The 19,237-nt window shown below is 68.6% G+C and carries 19 protein-coding genes; 12 read left to right on the forward strand and 7 right to left on the reverse strand.

The features are described from left to right. Positions 1–211 precede the first annotated feature (211 nt). A complete protein-coding gene (locus tag SNOV_RS01570) occupies positions 212–1,234 on the forward strand; it encodes a complex I NDUFA9 subunit family protein (protein WP_013165148.1) in 1,023 nt (340 codons plus the stop codon). A 163-nt stretch (positions 1,235–1,397) separates the two neighbouring features. On the opposite strand, the gene SNOV_RS01575 is transcribed toward SNOV_RS01570, so the two are convergent. Continuing rightward, positions 1,398–2,204 (reverse strand): undecaprenyl-diphosphate phosphatase, encoded by an 807-nt coding sequence (locus tag SNOV_RS01575; protein WP_013165149.1) that lies wholly within the window; start codon positions 2,202–2,204, stop codon positions 1,398–1,400. A 234-nt stretch (positions 2,205–2,438) separates the two neighbouring features. On the opposite strand from SNOV_RS01575, the gene SNOV_RS22475 reads away from it, so the two are divergent. The 5 genes from SNOV_RS22475 to pheT all read left to right on the forward strand — a co-directional run bounded on the left by SNOV_RS22475 (position 2,439) and on the right by pheT (position 7,986). Continuing rightward, positions 2,439–3,401, forward strand: coding sequence for an SH3 domain-containing protein (locus tag SNOV_RS22475; RefSeq protein WP_013165150.1), 963 nt, complete (start codon positions 2,439–2,441; stop codon positions 3,399–3,401). 202 nt (positions 3,402–3,603) lie between these two features. Further along, positions 3,604–3,804, forward strand: coding sequence for a 50S ribosomal protein L35 (rpmI, locus tag SNOV_RS01585; RefSeq protein ID WP_013165151.1), 201 nt, complete (start codon positions 3,604–3,606; stop codon positions 3,802–3,804). A 31-nt stretch (positions 3,805–3,835) separates the two neighbouring features. Next, complete coding sequence (gene rplT / locus SNOV_RS01590) at positions 3,836–4,204, forward strand: 50S ribosomal protein L20 (protein ID WP_013165152.1); 369 nt, start codon at positions 3,836–3,838, stop codon at positions 4,202–4,204. Between the two features lie 253 nt (positions 4,205–4,457). Further along, positions 4,458–5,561 carry a phenylalanine--tRNA ligase subunit alpha gene (gene pheS / locus SNOV_RS01595; protein WP_013165153.1) on the forward strand — a complete coding sequence of 368 codons (1,104 nt, stop codon included), beginning with the start codon at positions 4,458–4,460 and terminating at the stop codon, positions 5,559–5,561. Between the two features lie 19 nt (positions 5,562–5,580). Continuing rightward, positions 5,581–7,986 carry a phenylalanine--tRNA ligase subunit beta gene (pheT, locus tag SNOV_RS01600; RefSeq protein WP_013165154.1) on the forward strand — a complete coding sequence of 802 codons (2,406 nt, stop codon included), beginning with the start codon at positions 5,581–5,583 and terminating at the stop codon, positions 7,984–7,986. A gap of 131 nt (positions 7,987–8,117) precedes the next feature. Here the strand turns inward: pheT and SNOV_RS01605 are convergent, their stop codons facing one another. Then, positions 8,118–9,470: a flavin monoamine oxidase family protein gene (locus SNOV_RS01605; RefSeq protein ID WP_013165155.1), complete on the reverse strand. Its 1,353-nt coding sequence runs from the start codon at positions 9,468–9,470 to the stop codon at positions 8,118–8,120. 71 nt (positions 9,471–9,541) lie between these two features. Further along, positions 9,542–10,150, reverse strand: coding sequence for a LysE/ArgO family amino acid transporter (locus SNOV_RS01610; RefSeq protein ID WP_013165156.1), 609 nt, complete (start codon positions 10,148–10,150; stop codon positions 9,542–9,544). An 89-nt stretch (positions 10,151–10,239) separates the two neighbouring features. Between SNOV_RS01610 and SNOV_RS01615 the strand changes: the two genes are divergently transcribed. Beyond that, a complete protein-coding gene (locus SNOV_RS01615; RefSeq protein ID WP_013165157.1) occupies positions 10,240–11,136 on the forward strand; it encodes a LysR family transcriptional regulator ArgP in 897 nt (298 codons plus the stop codon). A 180-nt stretch (positions 11,137–11,316) separates the two neighbouring features. Next, the gene (locus SNOV_RS01620; RefSeq protein WP_013165158.1) at positions 11,317–11,979 is read left to right on the forward strand and encodes a sulfate transporter family protein; all 663 of its coding nucleotides are present in this window, start codon (positions 11,317–11,319) and stop codon (positions 11,977–11,979) included. Here SNOV_RS01620 and nth read toward each other — a convergent pair. Continuing rightward, complete coding sequence (gene nth / locus SNOV_RS01625) at positions 11,976–12,827, reverse strand: endonuclease III (protein ID WP_013165159.1); 852 nt, start codon at positions 12,825–12,827, stop codon at positions 11,976–11,978. The genes SNOV_RS01620 and nth overlap by 4 nt on opposite strands. Positions 12,828–12,849: 22 nt before the next feature. Here nth and SNOV_RS01630 point away from each other — a divergent pair, with 22 nt between their 5' ends. Together SNOV_RS01630 and SNOV_RS01635 are read left to right on the forward strand one after the other, a co-directional pair. Then, complete coding sequence (locus SNOV_RS01630) at positions 12,850–13,380, forward strand: DUF2244 domain-containing protein (protein WP_013165160.1); 531 nt, start codon at positions 12,850–12,852, stop codon at positions 13,378–13,380. Between the two features lie 128 nt (positions 13,381–13,508). After that, positions 13,509–14,387, forward strand: a complete 879-nt coding sequence (locus SNOV_RS01635; RefSeq protein ID WP_013165161.1) for a methylated-DNA--[protein]-cysteine S-methyltransferase — start codon at positions 13,509–13,511, stop codon at positions 14,385–14,387. Positions 14,388–14,408: 21 nt separating this feature from the next. Here SNOV_RS01635 and SNOV_RS01640 read toward each other — a convergent pair whose 3' ends face one another. The 3 genes from SNOV_RS01640 to dapB all read right to left on the reverse strand — a co-directional run bounded on the left by SNOV_RS01640 (position 14,409) and on the right by dapB (position 16,416). Continuing rightward, a complete protein-coding gene (locus SNOV_RS01640) occupies positions 14,409–14,849 on the reverse strand; it encodes a PACE efflux transporter (RefSeq protein WP_013165162.1) in 441 nt (146 codons plus the stop codon). Between the two features lie 118 nt (positions 14,850–14,967). Beyond that, the gene (locus tag SNOV_RS01645) at positions 14,968–15,591 is read right to left on the reverse strand and encodes a 2,3-bisphosphoglycerate-dependent phosphoglycerate mutase (protein ID WP_013165163.1); all 624 of its coding nucleotides are present in this window, start codon (positions 15,589–15,591) and stop codon (positions 14,968–14,970) included. 18 nt (positions 15,592–15,609) lie between these two features. After that, positions 15,610–16,416 (reverse strand): 4-hydroxy-tetrahydrodipicolinate reductase, encoded by an 807-nt coding sequence (gene dapB, locus SNOV_RS01650; RefSeq protein ID WP_041782679.1) that lies wholly within the window; start codon positions 16,414–16,416, stop codon positions 15,610–15,612. A 353-nt stretch (positions 16,417–16,769) separates the two neighbouring features. Here dapB and SNOV_RS01655 point away from each other — a divergent pair, with 353 nt between their 5' ends. Then, a complete protein-coding gene (locus tag SNOV_RS01655) occupies positions 16,770–18,530 on the forward strand; it encodes an acetolactate synthase 3 large subunit (protein ID WP_013165165.1) in 1,761 nt (586 codons plus the stop codon). Between the two features lie 160 nt (positions 18,531–18,690). Next, positions 18,691–19,206 (forward strand): acetolactate synthase small subunit, encoded by a 516-nt coding sequence (gene ilvN, locus SNOV_RS01660; protein WP_013165166.1) that lies wholly within the window; start codon positions 18,691–18,693, stop codon positions 19,204–19,206. Positions 19,207–19,237: the final 31 nt, after the last annotated feature.

Raw genomic sequence — 19,237 nt, forward strand, 5'->3', positions numbered from 1 at the left:
GGCACGGCGGCGACACATAGTCGGGCGGCCTCCGTCTTGTCAACGCGCGTTTCTCGTTCCGCCCGCGCAGGCGGTGGAAATCTTTGCATGGCGACCGCCTGAGCGGCACATGCCGAGGGGATCGAGGCCCGCGCGCTCGCGCGCGCTGGACGCTGGGGCGGCGGCGCGCTAATCGTCTGGCATCCCAATGCCGGGCCGGGAGAGAATGCACATGGTCGACGTCGCCGCCGAACTGCCGCTGGAGAGCGAGGCCGAGCTCGAGGCGCGCGCCGCGCCGATGGAGCGCCTCGTCACCATCTATGGCGGCTCCGGCTTCATCGGCCGGCATGTGGTGCGCGCGCTGGCCAAGCGCGGCTGGCGCGTGCGCGTCGCGGTGCGCCGGCCTGACCTCGCCGGCCATCTCCAGCCGCTCGGCGCGGTCGGGCAGATCAACCCGGTGCAGGCGAACCTGCGCTATCCCGCCTCGGTGCTGCGCGCCGCGGAAGGGGCGGAGGTCGTCATCAACCTCGTCGGCGTGCTGCATGAGAGCGGGCGCCAGAGCTTCGAGGCGGTGCATGCCTTCGGCGCCAAACAGGTGGCGCTGGCGGCTAGGGAAGTCGGCGCGCGGCTGATCCACGGCTCGGCCATCGGCGCCAATGCGGAATCCACCGCCTTCTACGGCAAGAGCAAGGCGGCGGGCGAGGCGGCGGCGTTCGAGGCGGTGCCGGAGGCGGTGATCATGCGCCCTTCCATCGTGTTCGGCCCCGAGGACGATTTCTTCAACCGCTTCGCCTCGATGTCGCGCCTCTCCCCGGTGCTGCCGCTGATCGGCGGCGGCGAGACGCGCTTCCAGCCGGTCTTTGTCGGCGACGTCGCCGAGGCCTATGCCAGGGCGGTGGACAATCTCGCCCGCCCTGGCACGGTCTACGAGCTGGGCGGGCCGGAGATCCTCAGCTTCAAGCAGCTGATGGAGCTGATGCTGGCGGAGATCGACCGCAAGCGCCTGCTGGTGCCGGTGCCGTCCGCGGTCGCCGCCTTCAAGGCGCGCTTCCTCGAATTGCTGCCCAACCCGCTGCTCACCCGCGACCAGGTGCGCATGCTCGGCTACGACAACGTCGTCTCCGAGGCTGCGAAGGCGGAAGGGCGCACGCTGGAAGGGCTCGGCATCAAGCCGACCGCGCTCGGCGCGATCCTGCCGAGCTATCTGTGGCGCTACCGCAAGGCGGGCCAGTTCACCCGGCCGGAAGCGGCCTGAGTCCTCCTTCCTGATGAACTGTCGTCATCCTGAGGTGCCCGGTGTCAGCCGGGCCTCGAAGGATGCTCGTCCGGGCGCACGGTGCCGACCATCCTTCGAGGCCGCCTGCGGCGGCACCTCAGGATGAGGGGGATTGCGGGTTCAGTGGCCCGGAAACAAGCGCTCAGCCCACCAGCGCCAGCGCCACCAGCCCGACGCCGCCCACCGCGATGCGCCACCAGCCGAAGGGCGTGTAGCCGTGGCGGGAGACGAAGGCGATGAGCCCGCGCACCACCGCCAGCGCGGCGATGAAGGCGGCGACGAAGCCCACCGCGATCAGCGTTGCGTCGTCGGCGTTCAGCGCGTCGCGGTTCTTGTAGAGGTCGTAGGCGAAGGCGCCGGCCATGGTCGGCAAGGCGAGGAAGAAGGAGAACTCGGCCGCCGCCGGCTTGCTGGCGCCGAGCAGCAGCCCGCCGACGATGGTCGAGCCCGAGCGCGACACGCCGGGGATCATGGCGAGGCACTGGATGAAACCGATCTTCAGCGCCAGCGCCTTCGGGAAGGCCATGGCATCGTCGTGGATCGGCCGCAGCTTCAGCGTGTCGACCCAGAGCAGCACGCCGCCGCCTAGGATGAGCATGATGCAGATCAGCGCCGGCGTCTCGAACAGCACGTTCTTGATGAAGCCGTGCGCGAACGCCCCGATCACCGCCGCCGGCAGGAAGGCGATGAGGATGCCGATGACGAAGTTGCGCGAGCGCTCGCTGGTCGGCAGCGTGACGAGCACATGCAGGAAGCGCTGGAAATAGGCGACGACGATGGCGAGGATGGCGCCGAGCTGGATCACCACCTCGAACACCTTGCCCTGGCTTTCGAAGCCGAGGAAATGTCCGGCGAGCAATATGTGGCCGGTCGAGGAGACCGGCAGGAACTCGGTGAAGCCTTCCAGGAGGCCGAGGAGGAAGGCTTCGAGCAGGGTGCCGAACGACATTGTGGGGTGTCCGTGAGGGGAGGAAGCCGGAGGCGGCGCCCCGGCGCGCGCATCCTGTCCGCTTCGCGCGATCCGATCAACGTGACGCTGTGTCAGGCGGGGGCGGGTTTTCCCCGTGCGTTTTTCGCATCGGCGGGGTCCCGACACCCGGCCAACATGAATTCGCCCCAGATGGCGTGTCGTTTTACCAACGGTCGGCGTTGCCCGGGAACGGCAGCGCTTGGGGAGTTATCGATGAGAATTCTGGTTGCGGGTGCCATGCTGCTCATGGCGCTCGGCGGCTCCGCCTTCGCGCAGGGCCGCGGTTTCGTGACGACGGATGTCAACCTGCGGGCGGGTCCCAGCGTCGAGTATCCGGTGGTGCTGGTGCTCGCCGAAGGCTCGCCGCTCGACATCTTCGGCTGCCTCGAGGATTACAGCTGGTGCGACGTCGCGGTGGACGACTATCGCGGCTGGGTCGCGGCGCAATATGTCGAATCGGTCTATCAGGGCCGGCGCGTCGAGTTCTACGACTACGCGCCGGTGATCGGCGTGCCGATCATCGGCTTCACCTTCGGCGACTATTGGGGCCGCTATTACCAGGGCCGCCCGTGGTACTCGACCTATGACCGCTGGGGTCCGCCGCGCCGCCCGCCGGTGTGGGGACCGCCCGGCTGGGCCCCGCCGCCCAAGCCCGGCTGGGGCAAGCCCGGCTGGGGTGGTCCCGGCTGGGGTGGACCTCCGCCGCCGAAGCCCGGCTGGGGCGGCAAGCCGCCGAATGGCGGCTGGAACGGTAATCCGCCGCATGGCGGCTGGAACGGTAATCCGCCGCATGGCGGCTGGGGCGGAAAGCCCGGCAACAATCCCGGCTGGAACGGCAATCCGGGCTGGAACGGCAATCCCGGCTGGAATGGCGGCAAGCCCCCGCAGGGCGGCAAGCCCCCGCAGGGCGGCAAGCCCCCGCAGCAGGGTGGTCCGCCGCCGCAGGGCAAGCCCCCGCAGTGGCAGCGACCGCCTCAACAGGGGCAGAAGCCGCCCCAGAGCCCGCCGCAACAGCAGTGGCTGCAGCGGCCGCCGCAGGGGCCGGTGCCCTATGACACGTCGCGCTGGCGCAACAACCAGTCCGCGCCGCCGTCTCAGCAGCCCCAGAGGCCCGGATACGGCGGCCGGCCGAACTGCGTGCCGAACACGCCGGGCTGCCCGGCCCCCCAGAGGTGAGGGGCCGGCTTGCCTGCGCGGGGAGGGGGCTCGCTTCTTCCCCGCGCGGTCATGCTCTTGAAATAATCGGCCCGCTCCTGTAGAGGGTGCGGCCTTCGCGAACCGGCCGGCTAAAAGGGCTGCCGTGGCGGTTCGAATGCTCACACTAGAAAAAGTGCCGGGCGCCCCTTTCGGGATGCCGCAGGCCGTGGAGACGAGCCAAATGCCCAAGATGAAGACCAAGTCCGGAGCGAAGAAGCGCTTCAAGCTCTCCGGCACCGGCAAGGTGGTCATGGCCCAGGCGGGCAAGCGCCACGGCATGATCAAGCGCACCAACAAGCAGATCCGCGACCAGCGCGGCACCACGGTCATGTCCGAGCGTGATGCCTTCAATGTTCGCAAGTTCTATCTGCCCAACGGCTGACGCCCCCTAGCCAGTACCAGGAGAAAATCCCATGGCACGTGTCAAGCGCGGCGTAACTTCCCACGCCAAGCACAAGAAAGTGCTCAAGGCGGCGAAGGGCTATTTCGGCCGCCGCAAGAATACCATCCGCGTCGCGAAGCAGGCGGTCGAGAAGGCGCAGCAGTACGCTTATCGCGACCGCAAGGTGAAGAAGCGCAATTTCCGCGCGCTCTGGATCCAGCGCATCAACGCGGCGACCCGCGAGCTCGGCTTCACCTATGGCCGATTTATCGACGGTCTCGGCAAGGCCGGGATCGAGGTCGACCGCAAGGTGCTCTCGGATATCGCCATCCACGAGCCTGCCGCCTTCGCGGCGCTGGTCGAGCAGGCCAAGGCCGCGCTGGAAAAGCAGGCCGCCTGATCTTCCCGTAAATGCCGGGACCGAAGCCTGGGAAGCCCCGCGCGCGAGCGTTGGGGCTTTTCGCGTTGGCGGGGCTCGGCTAAGAGACCGCTACCTTACACGCCCTCATCCTGAGGTGCCCGGCGGCAGCCGGGCCTCGAAGGATGTCCGCCGAAGTGAGCATCCTTCGAGGCTCACTTGCGTTCGCACCTCAGGATGAGGGCGTGAACGGGCGGAAGGGCTTCCACCGACCGCTTGACCGAGGCCGAACCTCATGTCCGTCGCCGCCGCCCTTCCCGATCTCGACGCGCTGGAGCGCGAGCTCTCTTCCGCCATCACTGCCGCCGCCGACGAGGCGGGGCTGGAGGCGGTGCGCGTTAGCGCACTGGGCAAGAAGGGCTCGGTCTCCGAGCTCCTGAAGAGCCTCGGCGGCATGAGCCCGGAGGAGCGCAAGACCGCCGGCCCGGCCATCAACGGCCTGCGCGACCGGCTCAACGAGGCGCTCGGCGCCCGCCGCACCGAGCTGAAGGCGGCGGCGCTCACCAAGCGGCTGGAGACCGAGCGCGTCGACGTCACGCTCCCCGTGCGCGAGACCCCGGCCGAGCTCGGCCGCGTCCATCCGATCAGCCAGGTGATCGACGAGCTCACCGCCATCTTCGCCGACATGGGCTTCTCGGTGGCGGAAGGCCCGGACATCGAGGACGACTTCCACAACTTCACCGCGCTGAACTTCCCCGAGGGGCATCCGGCGCGCGAGATGCACGACACCTTCTACCTGCCCACCAAGGAGGACGGCTCGCGGCTCGTGCTGCGCACCCACACCTCGCCGGTGCAGGTGCGCACCATGCTGTCCAAGAAGCCGCCCATCCGCGTCATCTGCCCCGGCCGCACCTATCGCTCGGACAGCGACCAGACCCACACGCCGATGTTCCATCAGGTGGAGGGGCTGGTCATCGACAAGGGCTCCAATCTCGGGCACCTGAAGTGGATCCTCGAGGAGTTCTGCAAGGCCTTCTTCGAGGTCGACAATGTGAAGATGCGGTTCCGCCCGTCCTTCTTCCCCTTCACCGAGCCGTCCATGGAGGTCGACATCCAGTGCGACCGCTCGCGGCCGGGCGAGATCCGCTTCGGCGAGGGCTCGGACTGGCTGGAGATCCTCGGCTGCGGCATGGTGCACCCGAACGTGCTGAAGAATTGCGGCCTCGACCCGGACGAGTATCAGGGCTTCGCCTGGGGCATGGGGATCGACCGCATCGCCATGCTGAAATACGGCATGCCGGACCTGCGCGCCTTCTTCGAGGCGGATGTCCGCTGGCTCTCCCATTACGGCTTCCGCCCGCTCGACTTCCCGACGCTGGCCGGCGGCCTGTCGAACTGAGCCCGGAGAGGACAGACACATGAAATTCACCCTCTCCTGGCTGCGCGAGCACCTTTCCGGCGACTATTCGCTCGACGACGTGACCGGCACGCTCAACCGCATCGGCTTCGAGGTCGAGGGCGTCGAGGACAAGGCGGCCAAGCTCAAGGGCTTCTCCATCGCCTATGTCGTCTCCGCCGTGCAGCACCCGAACGCCGACAAGCTGCGCGTCTGCATGGTCGACACCGGGCAGGGCGAGCCGGTGCAGGTGGTGTGCGGCGCGCCGAACGCGCGCACCGGCATGAAGAGCGTGTTCTCGCCGCCCGGCACCTACATCCCCGGCAAGGACATCACGCTCGGCATCGGCACCATACGCGGCGTCGAGAGCCGGGGAATGCTGTGCTCGGCGGCCGAGCTCGAGCTCTCCGAGGACCATGACGGCATCATCGACCTTCCGGCCGACGCGCCGGTCGGGGCGACCTATGTCGACTGGGCGGGCCTTGGCGACCCGGTGGTGGAGATCGCCGTCACCCCGAACCGCGCCGACGGGCTCGGCATTCACGGCATCGCCCGCGACCTCGCCGCCGCCGGTGTCGGCACGCTGATCGAAAAGCCGATCGAGGCCGTGAAGGGCGCCTATCCGTGCCCGGTCTCGGTGATCATCGCCGAGGGCGCGCCGTGCCCGGCCTTCGCGCTGCGCCTCGTCCGCGGGGTGAAGAACGGCCCGTCGCCCGACTGGCTGCAGGCGAAGCTGCGCGCCATCGGGCTGCGCCCGATCAACACGCTGGTCGACATCACCAATTTCCTGACCTTCGACCAGAACCGCCCGCTGCACGTCTTCGACGCCGCGAAGGTCCACGGCAATCTTGTCGTGCGCCGCGCCAAGGAGGGCGAGAGCCTGCCGGCGCTCGATGGCAAGACCTATGCGCTTGACGAGAGCATGTGCGTCATCGCCGACGACCGCGCCGTGGAATCGCTCGCCGGCGTGATGGGCGGCGAGGAATCGGGCTGCGACGAGACGACCGTCGACGTGCTGGTCGAATCCGCGCTGTGGGAGCCGATCAACATCGCCCAGACCGGCCGCAAGCTCGGGCTGAATTCCGACGCCCGCTTCCGTTTCGAGCGCGGCATCGACCCGGCCTTCACCCTGCCGGGGCTGGAGATGGCGACGAAGCTGATCCTCGACCTCTGCGGCGGCGAAGCGTCCGAGGTCGTGCTGGCCGGCGCCATCCCCGACACCACGCGGGTGATCGAGTTCCCGCTGAGCCTCACCGAGAAGCTGACGGGCTTGGTCGCCAGCGATTCCGAGCAGGTCGAGACGCTCGGCAAGCTCGGCTTCAAGGTCGAGGGCACTTCGGGCACCGCGCGCGTCACTCCGCCGTCCTGGCGCGGCGACATCGAGGGCAAGGCCGACCTCGTCGAGGAAGTCGTGCGCATCGCCGGCCTCGACCGCGTGCCGTCCATTCCCTTCCCGCGCGACGAGACCGCCCGCAAGCCTGTGCTGACCACGCTGCAGCTGCGCACCCGCAAGGCCAAGCGCGCGCTCGCCGCCCGCGGGCTGGTCGAGGCGGTCACCTGGTCCTTCGTGGCCAAGGAGCAGGCCGAGCTGTTTGGCGGCGGCGCGCCGGAGCTGGCGCTCGCCAACCCCATCGCCTCCGATCTCTCCGACATGCGCCCCAGCCTGCTGCCGGGCTTGATTGGTTCGGCGCAGGCCAATGCCGACCGCGGCCATGGCGACAGCGCGCTGTTCGAGGTGGGGCAGGTGTTCAAGGGCGACCGGCCGCAGGACCAGTTCATCGCTGCCACCGGCATCCGCCGCGCCACCGCCAGGCCTATGGGCGCCGGCCGCCATTGGTCGGCCAAGGCCGGGGCGGTCGATGCCTTCGACGCCAAGGCGGATGCGCTGGCGGTGCTGGCGGCGGCGGGCGCGCCAGTGGCGAATTTGCAGATCTCGACCGACGCCCCGGCGTGGTTCCATCCCGGCCGCTCCGGCACCTTCCGGCTCGGCCCGAACGTCATCGGCCATTTCGGCGAACTGCACCCTTCGGTGCTGGAGGCGCTCGACGCCGACGGCCCGCTGGTCGGCTTCGAAGTCCTGATCGACCGCATCCCCGAGCCGAAGGCCAAGGCGACGCGCGTCAAGCCGCTCTTGGAGCTCGCGGCCTTCCAGCCGGTCGAGCGCGACTTCGCCTTCGTGGTGCCGCGCTCGGTCGCGGCGGGCGACATGGTGAAGGCGGCGGCCGGCGTCGACCGCAAGCTGATCACCGCGGTGAACGTGTTCGACCTCTATGAGGGAGCGGGCATCGACGAGGACAAGAAGTCGGTGGCGCTCTCCGTCACGCTCCAGCCGCGCGAGAAGACCCTGACCGACGCCGAGATCGAGGCGGTGGCGGGCAAGATCGTCGCGGAAGTGGCGAAGAAGACCGGCGCGATGCTGCGGGGGTAGCTACCGCCCAATGAACGTCATCCCCGGGCTTGTCCCGGGGATCCACGTCTTGCTTCGGTCCAGAACGAGAAGTCGTGGATGGCCGGGCCAAGCCCGGCCATGACGGGTCGGTTATTTCACCGAGTGATGTTCTACGCCGGCCCGTCGCCGACCAGCCGCAGCGCCCTGGCGGCGGCGGCTTCTCCCGAGCTCCAGGCGGCGGCGAGCGTGCCCCAGCCTCGCGTCGGCACATAGTCGCCGGCGAGGAAGATGCGGTTCTGCACCGTGTCCGCGAAGAGGCGGCGCTGCGCGCCCTGGCCGGGCGAGGCCGCCACCAGCGCGCCGCGGAACAGCGGATCGGCGCCCCAGCGCGAGCAGACGACCTCGCTCACCGCGTCGGCGTCGAGCTCGAAGGCGGTGGCGAGATAGGTGCGCACGAGGTTCAGCGCCGCCGCCTCGCCCTTCTCGGCGATCTCGCGGGCCTGCGCGTCGCCGAAGGTCAGCACATGCACGTCGCCGCCATTGATCCGCCCGCGCAGCAGGGCCGGCGGGGCGGTGCCGGCGCGCGCCAGCACGGTCTCGTTCGGCTGCAGGCCGAGCGGATTGCGGGGCAGGCGGAAGACGACCTGCTCCAGAAAGCCGGCCGGCACGCCGCGGAAGGCGGCGGCGAGGCGCGGCGGCAGCACCGGGTTGAAGCGGAGCGCACCGGCGGCGATCACCGGCGCCGGCACCGCCACGATGATCGCCCGCGCCCGGATCGGCGCGCGCTGGCCGCGCAAAGTGAGGGTGTGGAAGCGGCCGGCATTGGTGATGACGCTCACCGCCGCACCGGTCTGGACGTTCAGCCGGCTGCCCAGCGTCTCGATCAGCGCACCGATGCCCTTCACGCTGGTCGCGTCGTCCGGCGGCGCCTCGCGCTGGACGAGGTCGAGCGTCGACAGGCTGGCGAGCGCGCGCCCGGCGCTGAGCGGGCCGATGAGCTGGGCAGAGGTGGCCGCCCATCCGTCGACAGGGCCGATCACCGTCGCGGCGGCGGGGTCCTTGTTGGTGTCCGCCACCGCCAGCATGTCGCGCCGCGCCTTGCCGAGCGCGACGGAGAAGGCGTCATAGGCGCTCTCATGCGCTTCGCGGCCGTCGAGGAAGAGCCGGCGGCCGGAGGGCAGGGGAGTGATCTCGCTCCCCATGGCCTGCGCCGCCGCGGCGAGCGTGCTGTCGGTGCGGGCGAAGCCGGAAGCGCCGAGGTCGATGTCCTGGCCGAAGGCGCTGACGGTCCGCGCGCGTCCGCCGAGCGCCGAGCCCGCCTCCAGCAGCACATAGTTGCGCCCCGCTTCGGCAATCTTGCGCGCCGCCGCGATGCCGGCCGCGCCGCCGCCGACGATGGCGACGTCGACATCCCCCGCATATTGCGCCTGCGCGAGCGCCGGCATCGGCAGCAGCGCGGCGGAGGTGGCGGCAAGGAAGCGGCGGCGGCTCAGCGCGCCGGGGCGGGACGGCGATCTATTCATGCGGCGACAGGTTCCGGAAGCATCGCCGCGAAGCTAGCACGGCGGGCGAGGCGGGCGAAGCCGTCCGTCCCTCACCTGTCCATGAGCAGGCCGAGGGCGATGCTCCACATTACGGCGGCGATCACGCCTTCCAGCACCCGCCAGGAGGAGGGGCGGGCGAAGAGCGGCCGCAGCCACGCCGCGCCATAGCCGAGGCCGAAGAAGAAGGCGAAGGAGCCGGTGATGGCACCAAAAGCGAAGAACGCCTCGGCGCCGGGATGGCGGGTGGAGAGCGTGCCGAGCAGCACCATGGTGTCGAGATAGACATGCGGGTTGAGCCAGGTGAGCGCGAGCGTCGCGGCGAGCGTCGGCCCGAGCGCCGCGGCGCCACCGGCGCCGACCACCAGCGCCTCCTGCGAGCGCAGCGCCGAGCGCAGGCTGCGTGCGCCGTACCAGACGAGGAAGGCCGCGCCGGCATAGCGCAGCGCCGCATCGAGCCAGGGCGCCATGGCCAGCATCTGCTGCAGGCCGGCGACGCCGGCGGCGATCAGCACCGCGTCGGACAGCGCGCAGGCGAGGCAGACGGCGAAGACGTGCTCGCCGCGCAATCCGCGCTGAAGCACGAAGGCGTTCTGCGCGCCGATGGCGACGATGAGGCTGAGGCCCGAGGCGAGGCCGGCGATATAGGCGGAAAGGGGCATGCGGAAGCTCCGAGGAGCCTGCCGACTATCCTCATCCGACCAATTAGGATAGTTAATGTTCATAAAGTGAATTAAGCACAGCTAATCAGATGCTCGATTATTCCGCGCTCCGCGCCGTGGCGGCGGTGGTGCAGGCCGGCAGCTTCGAGAAGGCGGCCCGCACGCTCAACGTCACGCCGTCGGCCGTCTCGCAGCGGGTGAAGCAGCTCGAGGAGCGGCTGGGCACCGTATTGATCGCCCGCGGCACGCCCTGCACCGCGACCGAGATCGGCGCGAAGCTGTGCCGGCACATGGAGCATGTCGGCATGCTGGAGGGCGAATTGCTCGCCGGCCTGCCGGCGCTGGCCGATGCCTCGCCGCGCCAGCGCGTCACCGTGCATATCGCGGTGAACGCCGACAGCCTCGGCACCTGGTTCGTGGAGGCCATCGCCGCCTTCGCCCGCCGCTCGGACTATCTCGTCGGCCTCGTCGTTGACGACCAGGACCACACCGCCGAATGGCTCAAAGCCGGGCGGGTGGTGGCCGCGGTCACCAGCCTGGAGAAGCCGATCCAGGGCTGCCGGCGGCTCTCGCTCGGCGCGCTGCGCTACCACGCGACGGCGAGCCCGGACTACAGGGCGCGGCATTTCCCCGACGGCGTGACCCCGGCTGCCATCGCGAATGCGCCGGCGCTGACCTTCGACCAGAAGGACCAGCTGCAGAGCCGGTGGATCCGGCAGGCGCTGGGGGCGGATATCGCCCATCCCACCCATTGGCTGCCCTCGCCGCAGAGCTTCATCGAGGCGACCCTTGCCGGCATGGGCTGGGGCATGAACCCGTTCCGCTCGGTGCGAGATCATCTCGCCGCCGGGCGGCTCGTCGAGCTGATCCCGGACACGCCGGTCGACACGCCGCTGTTCTGGCAGGTGAACCGGCTGGTGGCCGAGCGGCTGGCCGATCTGACACGCGAAGTGACGGCCGTGGCCCGGCGCGAACTCGCCGGCTAAGGGCTTGACGCGAATCATGATTTGTTCGCGACGGAACGAATCGGGACTCGATGGCCGATTCGGAAATTGCAAGCGCTGATTCGCGGATGGCGCCGGCGCGTGTCCCTCGGCTGCGGCGAACGCCTCGCTTGAGCGCGGGCCGTCGGCACCTTAACTACAGGATCGCCATTGGGGATCATCATGCTGCGGGATGCGTTTGCCGCCTTCGCCGAGACCTTCTCGCCGGACTATCGCCGGGTGCTGCTGCGCTCGGTCGGCTTCGCCGTCGGCCTGCTCGTCGCGCTCGGCATCGGCGCGCATTACGCGCTGACCTATTTCGTCGCGCTGGACCTGCGCTGGGCCGAGATCACGCTCGACATCGTCGCCGCCTTCGGCATCTTCATCGCCGCCATCTTCCTGGTGCCACCGGTGACCTCGCTGATCGCCGGCCTGTTCCTCGACGACGTCGCCGCGCAGGTCGAGCGGGGCTTCCCCGGCGAGCCCGAGGGCCAGCCGCTGCCGATCGGCCGCTCGCTCTTCCTCACGGTGAAGTTCTTCGGCGTGATGCTGGCGGTGAACCTCGTGGCGCTGCTGCTGCTGCTCGTGCCGGGGGTGAACCTCGTCGTGTTCTACGTCGCCAACGGCTATCTGCTCGGACGGGAATATTTCCAACTCGCCGCCATGCGCTACCGCGACGAGGACGAGGTCGCGCTGCTGCGCCGCCACCATGCGGGGGCGATCTTCCTCGCCGGGCTGATCATCGCCGCGGTAGTGTCGGTGCCGATCCTCAACCTCGTCACCCCGGTCTTCGCCACCATCTTCATGGTGCGGCTGCACAAGCGCCTGTCGCGTCGGGAATATTAGGCCGGCGTCTTCTCCGGCCAGCGGCACAGGTCGGCGATCAGGCAGCGCGGGCATTCGGGCTTCAAGGCCTTGCAGATGTAGCGCCCGTGCAAGATCAGCCAGTGATGGGCGTGTAGCTTGAAGCGGTCGGGGATGACGCGCTCGAGCCCCAGCTCCACCTCCAGCGGCGTCTTGCCCGGCGCGAGGCCGGTGCGGTTGGCGACCCGGAACAGATGCGTGTCGACGGCGATGGTCGGCATGTGGAAGGCGATGTTGAGCACGACATTCGCGGTCTTGCGGCCGACGCCGGGCAGCGCCTCCAGCGCCGCGCGGTCGGGCGGCACCTTGCCGTCGTGCTCGGCAATGAGAAGGCGGGAAAGCTCGACCACGTTCTTCGCCTTGCCGCGATAGAGGCCGAGGGTGCGGATGTGGCGGGCGACGCCCTCCTCGCCGAGCGCCACCATCCTCGCAGGCGTCGGCGCTTCCTCGAACAGCGTCTTCGTCGCCTTGTTCACCCCGGCGTCGGTCGCCTGCGCCGAGAGCACCACGGCGACCAGCAGGGTGAAAGGATCATGGTAGTTCAGCTCGCCTTCCGGATGCGGGTTGGCTTCCTCGAAGCGGGAGAAGGCGGTCTCCACTTCCTTCTTCGTCCACGGCTTGAAGGCACCGCCTATCGCAGCGGCCGCCGCATTGGCGACGGCGCGGCGGCGTCCCGGCCGGGTGGCCGCCTGTTCCTCCAGCACCGCCTTGGCTTTCGAGGCGATCTTCTTGGCGGCAGCCTTGCCACTGGCCGGCTTCGCAGCGGGCTTGCGTGTCCCCGCGCGCTCCCGCGCCGGGCCTGATCCCGAATCCCTGTCCCCGTCAGCCATTTCCGACCTATAATATCGGGTCATGAACGCTGCCAGTACCAACCAAGCTTTGGGTCCGACCATCGACGACGAGCCGACGCTGTTCGCGGCGCGCTACCAGCCCTATCGCTCGCTCGGCCAGCATGGCTTCCTCGTCGTGATGATCATCGTCGCCGGCATCAGCTTCGTCTGCGGCACGGCCTTCCTCCTGATGGGCGCCTGGCCGGTGTTCGGCATGTTCGGGCTCGACGCGCTCGCCATCTACTGGGCGTTCCGGTTGAATTTCCGCCAGGCGCGGGCCTGCGAGGAGATCGTTGTCACGCCGAGCCTGATCCGGCTGCGCCACGTCGCGGCGGACGGCACGGTCTATGAGGAGGAGCTCAATCCGCTCTGGACGCGGCTCCACCGGGAACTGCACGAGGATTACGGCCTGCAGCGCCTGACGCTGGAGATGCGCGGCCGGCCCTATGTCATCGGCGGCTTCCTGCACACCGCGCAGCGCGAGGAACTGGCCGAGCAGCTCTCACGGGCGCTCGCCGAGGCCCGGCGCGGCGTGGTGCGCTCGACGTTTTAGCGAGCCCTTTCCGCTCGAATGACTACATTCGAGCGACAAGAAAGTGCTCGGAAAAGAACCCATGTCGAAATCGGGTGGCCCCTGCTTGCGGGGCGTGCTCGGATAGGTCCAGCAAGAGGAGACTGCCTGTGCTTGCTCCCAATCTCGACGCCGCCCACCCGCTGGAAATCGCCGCCCACGACTACGAGATCGTGCGGCGTGCGGTCGAATATGTGAACCTGCGCTTCCGCGACCAGCCGGAGGTGGAGGAGATCGCCCGCGCCGCGGGGGTCAACCCGCGCGCGCTCACCGACCTGTTCCGCCGCTGGTGCGGCCTCACCCCGAAGGACTTCCTTCAGGCGGTGACCATCGACGCGGCGCGGCGGGTGCTGACCGAATCCGACAATGTGCTCGACGCCGCCTATGAGCTCGGCCTCTCCGGCCCCGGCCGGCTGCACGACCTGTTCATCGTGCACGAATCCATGTCGCCGGGCGAATGGAAGACCGGCGGCGCCGGCCTCGTGGTGCGCTACGGCTTCCACGCCTCGCAATTCGGCATGGCGCTCGCCATGGTGACGCCGCGCGGCCTGTGCGGCCTCGCCTTCGCCGACGAGGGCGAGGAGGACAAGGCGCTCGCCGATATGCGCCGGCGCTGGCCGAACGCCCTCTACATCGAGGACCCGATCGCCACCGCGCCCTACGCGGCGCGCATCTTCGATTCGCAGAAATGGAGCCTCGACGATCCGCTGCGCATCGTCTTCATCGGCACCGATTTCGAGGTGCGGGTGTGGGAGACGCTGATGCGAATTCCGCTCGGCAAGGCGACCACCTATTCCAACATCGCCAGCTGCGTCGAGCGGCCGAGCGCCGCGCGCGCGGTCGGCGCGGCGATCGGCAAGAACCCGATGTCCTTCGTCGTGCCCTGCCACCGCGTTCTCGGCAAGAACGGCGACCTCACCGGCTATCACTGGGGTCTCACCCGCAAGCGGGCGATACTCGGCTGGGAGGCGGGCCAGCTCTGCAAATAGGGCGTGCTCGGCGCGGGGCCTCTACTCCGCCGGCACCGGCCGGCGGCGCGTCTCGCGCACCGGGAAGATCACGTCATAGGCCCAGTTGAACAGGAAGGCGTAGATCAGGAAGAAGCCCGCCAGGGCGACGTCCATGAGGAACGCCTCGACGAGGCCGATGCGCAGATACCAGGCGATGAACGGCACCAGCACCGCCAGCAGGCCGGCCTCGAACAACAGCGCGTGAACGACGCGCAGCCCGAGGGTCTTGCGCACCGAGCCGCGCAGCCGCGCCAGCGCGTGGTCGAAGCCGAGATTGAACAGGTAGTTCCAGCTGGCGGCGATGAGGGCGGCGCCGGCGCCGACCACGCCCATCTCCGTCATCGGCAGGCCGAACACCCACGCCCCGAGGGGCGTGATGATCGACAGGGCGATGATCTCGAAGATGACGACGTGGCGGATGCGGTCGGCGGGGGTACGCATGACGGTCTTCCTCTGCATATCGGGCCGTCCCGACTGCGATCCCGGAACGGGGGAAGCCGTCTTCACGCTGCTCATATGGGACACGATGTCGTCTTCGCAAGCCGCCTCCGCGGGCGGCTCAACCCGCCAGATCGACCACGCTCTCTATGGTGGAATCCGGCTTCAGCCGGTAGATCACCGGCACGCCGGTCAGAAGCTCGCGCTTCATGATGCTCTCCGGCGTGTGCTTCTCCAGCACCATGATCAGCGCCCGCAGCGAATTGCCATGCGCCACCACCAGCGTGCGGTTGCCCTGAAGCACCTTGGGCAGGATCTCGGTGACGTAATAGGGCAGGGTGCGGGCGATGGTGTCCTTCAGGCTCTCGCCGCCGGGCGGGGGCACGTCGTAGGAGCGGCGCCAGATATGCACCTGCTCCTCGCCCCACTTCACGCGGGCATCGTCCTTGTTGAGGCCGGAGAGCTCGCCATAGTCGCGCTCGTTCAGCGCGAGGTTCTCGATGGTCGGCAGGCCGGTCTGGCCGAGCTCGGCCAGCGCCAGGTCCAGCGTCTTCTGCGCCCGCGACAGCTTGGAGGTGAAGGCGATGTCGAAGGTGTAGCCGTCCGCCTTCAGCCGCTTGCCCGCCGTCTTCGCCTCCTCGACGCCGAGCTCGGTCAGGTCCGGGTCGCGCCAGCCGGTGAACAGGTTCTTCAGGTTCCACTCGCTCTGGCCGTGGCGGACGAGCACGAGAAGGCGTTCGGACATCGATCGGTCTCCAGTGGATCAGAAGTCGGCGAGGCCGAGCACGTCGGCCATGGAATAGAGCCCCGGCTTGCGCCCGCGCGCCCAGCGGGCGGCCGCGAGCGCGCCACGGGCGAAGATGCCCCGGTCCTCGGCCTTGTGGGCGAGCTCGATGCGCTCGGCCTGCCCGGCGAAGATGACGTTGTGCTCGCCGACCACCGAGCCGCCGCGCAGCGTGGCGAAGCCGATGTCGCCGGCCTTGCGCGCGCCGGTGTGGCCGTGGCGGGTGAAGACGCCGTTCTCCTCCAGCGTGACGCCGCGCCCCTGCGCCGCCGCCTGGCCGAGCAGCAGCGCCGTGCCGGATGGCGCGTCGATCTTGCGGTTGTGGTGCATTTCGAGCACCTCGATGTCGAAGCCTTCGTCGAGCGTGCGCGCCACCCGCCGCACCAGCGCCGCCAGCAGGTTCACGCCGAGGCTCATATTGCCGGACTTGACGATGGCGGCATGACGCGAGGCGGCAGCGATCTTCTCCTCGTCCTCGGGCGAGAAGCCGGTGGTGCCGATGACGTGGACGATGCGGGCCTGCGCGGCGAGCGCGGCATAGCCCACCGTCGCCTGCGGCACGGTGAAGTCGATTACCCCGTCGGCAGCGGCGAAATGGGTGAGCGCGTCGTCCGAGATCTTGACGCCGAGCGGCGGCAGGCCGGCGAGCTCGCCGGCGTCGCGGCCGATGAACTCGCTGCCGGGCTGGTCGATGGCGCCGACGAGAAGCAGGTCCGGAGCCTCGTCGACGGCGCGGATCAACACCCGACCCATCCGTCCCGAAGCCCCGACGACGACGAGCCGCATCTGCGTCATGACAGGCTGAACTCCCAGGCCGGATTCCATCATCCCGCGGGCGGTATAGCGGCCTTCGCCTGCCACGAAAAGTGCGCGATCCGCATGCATTCTCTGCGTCAGGTTGCGGACCGGCTTGACGCGAGAAGCGGGTACCTGTACAGGTCGCGCAACTTTACGAAGGAGCGGCGCTCAGATGCGCAAGAATATTATCCTTATCGTAGGACGGCGCGTCGCCGCGGAGCTTGCCTGACGGCTGCTCCGCCCAACGGTGACGCGCGGAAAAATGGCCCCTGACGGGGCCTTTTGATTTTCTGGACCTTCGAACAGCAGCAACGAACGACGAGTTCAAAAGGAACAAGACCATGATGCGCGAGATGACCGGCGCCGAAATGGTGATGCAGGCCCTGATCGATCAGGGCGTCGAGCACATGTTCGGCTATCCCGGCGGCGCGGTGCTGCCGATCTACGACGCCATGTTCCACCAGAACCAGGTCCGCCATGTGCTCGTGCGCCACGAGCAGGGCGCGGTCCACATGGCGGAAGGCTATGCCCGCTCCTCCGGCAAGGTCGGCGTCGTCCTCGTCACCTCCGGTCCCGGCGCCACCAATGCGGTGACCGGCCTGACCGACGCGCTGCTCGATTCCATCCCGCTCGTCTGCATTACCGGCCAGGTCCCGACGCATCTCATCGGCACCGACGCTTTCCAGGAGTGCGACACGGTCGGCATTACCCGGCCCTGCACCAAGCACAACTACCTGGTCCGCGACGTCAATGACCTCGCGCGCATCATGCACGAGGCCTTCTATGTCGCGCAGAACGGGCGTCCCGGCCCGGTCGTCGTCGACATCCCGAAGGACGTGCAGTTCGCCAAGGGCATGTATGTCGGCCCCGAGAACATCCAGCACAAGACCTACCAGCCGCGCCTGAAGGGCGACCCGGAGAAGATCAAGGCCGCGGTCGAGCTGCTGGCCAAGGCCAAGCGGCCGGTGCTCTACACCGGCGGCGGCGTCATCAATTCCGGCCCCGAGGCGAGCCGCCTGCTGCGCGAGTTCGCTCGCCTCTCCGGCTATCCGGTGACCTCGACGCTGATGGGCCTCGGCGCCTTCCCGGCCTCCGACAAGCAGTGGCTGGGCATGCTCGGCATGCACGGCACCTACGAGGCCAACATGTCCATGCATGACTGCGACGTCATGCTGTGCATCGGCGCGCGCTTCGACGACCGCATCACCGGCCGCGTCGACGCCTTCTCGCCGAACTCGAAGAAGATCCACATCGACATCGACCCGTCCTCGATCAACAAGAACGTCAAGGTCGACCTGCCGATCATCGGCGACGTCAGGCATGTGCTGGAGGACATCCTCACCGTCTGGCGCGGCATGAAGGTCGAGCCCGACCGGCAGGCGATCGCCTCCTGGTGGGGCCAGATTGACCGCTGGCGCGCGCGCAAGTCGCTGGCCTTCCAGCCGGGCGACCGCATCATCAAGCCGCAGCAGGCGGTCAAGGCGCTCTACGATGCGGTGAAGGACAAGGACGTCTACATCACCACCGAGGTCGGCCAGCACCAGATGTGGGCGGCGCAGCACTTCCACTTCGAGGAGCCGAACCGCTGGATGACCTCCGGCGGCCTCGGCACCATGGGCTACGGCCTGCCGGCCGCCATCGGCGTGCAGGTGGCACATCCGAACAGCCTCGTCATCGACATCGCCGGCGAGGCCTCGATCCAGATGTGCCTGCAGGAACTCTCGACCGCGCTGCAGTTCAACCTGCCGGTCAAGATTTTCGTGCTGAACAACGAGTATATGGGCATGGTGCGCCAGTGGCAGGACCTGCTGCATGGCGGGCGCTATTCGCATTCCTATTCGGAATCGCTGCCCGACTTCGTGAAGCTGGCGGAAGCCTATGGCGCGGTGGGCCTGCGCTGTTCCAACCCCGCCGACCTCGACGGCACCATTCAGGAGATGATCAATGTCGACCGGCCGGTGCTGTTCGACTGCCTCGTCGACAAGATGGAGAATTGCCTGCCGATGATCCCGTCGGGCAAGCCGCATAACGAGATGATCCTGCCCGATCATCCCGAGGCGCTCGACGAGGCCATCAGCGAGGAAGGCAAGATGCTGGTGTGACGGCTCGGCCGCTGTAACCACGTCATGGCCGGGCTTGGCCCGGCCATCCACGACTTAAAGCCGGCCGAATTCGTGGATCCCCGGACCAAGCCCGGGGATGACAGACAGAAGACTTGACGCCGATCCCGACTTTTTCAGTAGCGCCTTTTCAGAGTTCCCCATGCCCCCGGTCCAAGAACCCGCCGAACGCCACACCCTCTCCATGCTGGTCGACAACGAGCCGGGCGTGCTTGCCCGCATCGTCGGCCTGTTCTCCGGGCGCGGCTACAACATCGACAGCCTCACCGTCTCCGAGGTCAGCCACGCCTCGCACCTGTCGCGCATCACCGTGGTGACCACCGGCGCGCCGCCGATCATCGAGCAGATCAAGAGCCAGCTCGACCGGCTGGTGCCGGTGCACAAGGTCGTCGACCTCACCGTGGTCGGCAAGGCGGTGGAGCGCGAGCTCGCCCTCATCAAGGTGCGCGGCAAGGGCGAGATCAGGCAGGAGGCGCTCTTGATCGCCGAGAGCTTCCGCGCCCGCACCGTGGACACGACGCTGGAGAGCTTCGTGTTTGAGATCACCGGCAAGCCGGAGAAGATCGACCAGTTCGTCTCGCTGCTGGAGCCGCTCGGCCTCGTCGAGGTCTCGCGCACCGGCGTCGCCGCCATAGGCCGCGGCCCGGACGGCATGTAGCCTCAGCCGGCGAAGCCGCCAGCCTTGAGGT

The sequence above is a fragment of the Ancylobacter novellus DSM 506 genome (genome assembly GCF_000092925.1).
GTDB classification, from domain to species: Bacteria; Pseudomonadota; Alphaproteobacteria; order Rhizobiales; family Xanthobacteraceae; genus Ancylobacter; species Ancylobacter novellus.

Bases quoted from the DNA above. Each gene is read 5' to 3' on its own strand.
- rplT (WP_013165152.1), top strand. From the start codon at position 3,836: ATGGCACGTGTCAAGCGCGGCGTAACTTCCCACGCCAAGCACAAGAAA.
- SNOV_RS01605 (WP_013165155.1), bottom strand. From the start codon at position 9,470: ATGAATAGATCGCCGTCCCGCCCCGGCGCGCTGAGCCGCCGCCGCTTC.
- SNOV_RS01645 (WP_013165163.1), bottom strand. From the start codon at position 15,591: ATGTCCGAACGCCTTCTCGTGCTCGTCCGCCACGGCCAGAGCGAGTGG.
- SNOV_RS01620 (WP_013165158.1), top strand. From the start codon at position 11,317: ATGCTGCGGGATGCGTTTGCCGCCTTCGCCGAGACCTTCTCGCCGGAC.
- ilvN (WP_013165166.1), top strand. From the start codon at position 18,691: ATGCCCCCGGTCCAAGAACCCGCCGAACGCCACACCCTCTCCATGCTG.
- nth (WP_013165159.1), bottom strand. From the start codon at position 12,827: ATGGCTGACGGGGACAGGGATTCGGGATCAGGCCCGGCGCGGGAGCGC.
- SNOV_RS01640 (WP_013165162.1), bottom strand. From the start codon at position 14,849: ATGCGTACCCCCGCCGACCGCATCCGCCACGTCGTCATCTTCGAGATC.
- SNOV_RS01655 (WP_013165165.1), top strand. From the start codon at position 16,770: ATGATGCGCGAGATGACCGGCGCCGAAATGGTGATGCAGGCCCTGATC.
- SNOV_RS01615 (WP_013165157.1), top strand. From the start codon at position 10,240: ATGCTCGATTATTCCGCGCTCCGCGCCGTGGCGGCGGTGGTGCAGGCC.
- pheS (WP_013165153.1), top strand. From the start codon at position 4,458: ATGTCCGTCGCCGCCGCCCTTCCCGATCTCGACGCGCTGGAGCGCGAG.
- SNOV_RS01570 (WP_013165148.1), top strand. From the start codon at position 212: ATGGTCGACGTCGCCGCCGAACTGCCGCTGGAGAGCGAGGCCGAGCTC.
- SNOV_RS01575 (WP_013165149.1), bottom strand. From the start codon at position 2,204: ATGTCGTTCGGCACCCTGCTCGAAGCCTTCCTCCTCGGCCTCCTGGAA.
- SNOV_RS01610 (WP_013165156.1), bottom strand. From the start codon at position 10,150: ATGCCCCTTTCCGCCTATATCGCCGGCCTCGCCTCGGGCCTCAGCCTC.
- rpmI (WP_013165151.1), top strand. From the start codon at position 3,604: ATGCCCAAGATGAAGACCAAGTCCGGAGCGAAGAAGCGCTTCAAGCTC.
- pheT (WP_013165154.1), top strand. From the start codon at position 5,581: ATGAAATTCACCCTCTCCTGGCTGCGCGAGCACCTTTCCGGCGACTAT.
- SNOV_RS01630 (WP_013165160.1), top strand. From the start codon at position 12,850: ATGAACGCTGCCAGTACCAACCAAGCTTTGGGTCCGACCATCGACGAC.
- dapB (WP_041782679.1), bottom strand. From the start codon at position 16,416: ATGCGGCTCGTCGTCGTCGGGGCTTCGGGACGGATGGGTCGGGTGTTG.
- SNOV_RS22475 (WP_013165150.1), top strand. From the start codon at position 2,439: ATGAGAATTCTGGTTGCGGGTGCCATGCTGCTCATGGCGCTCGGCGGC.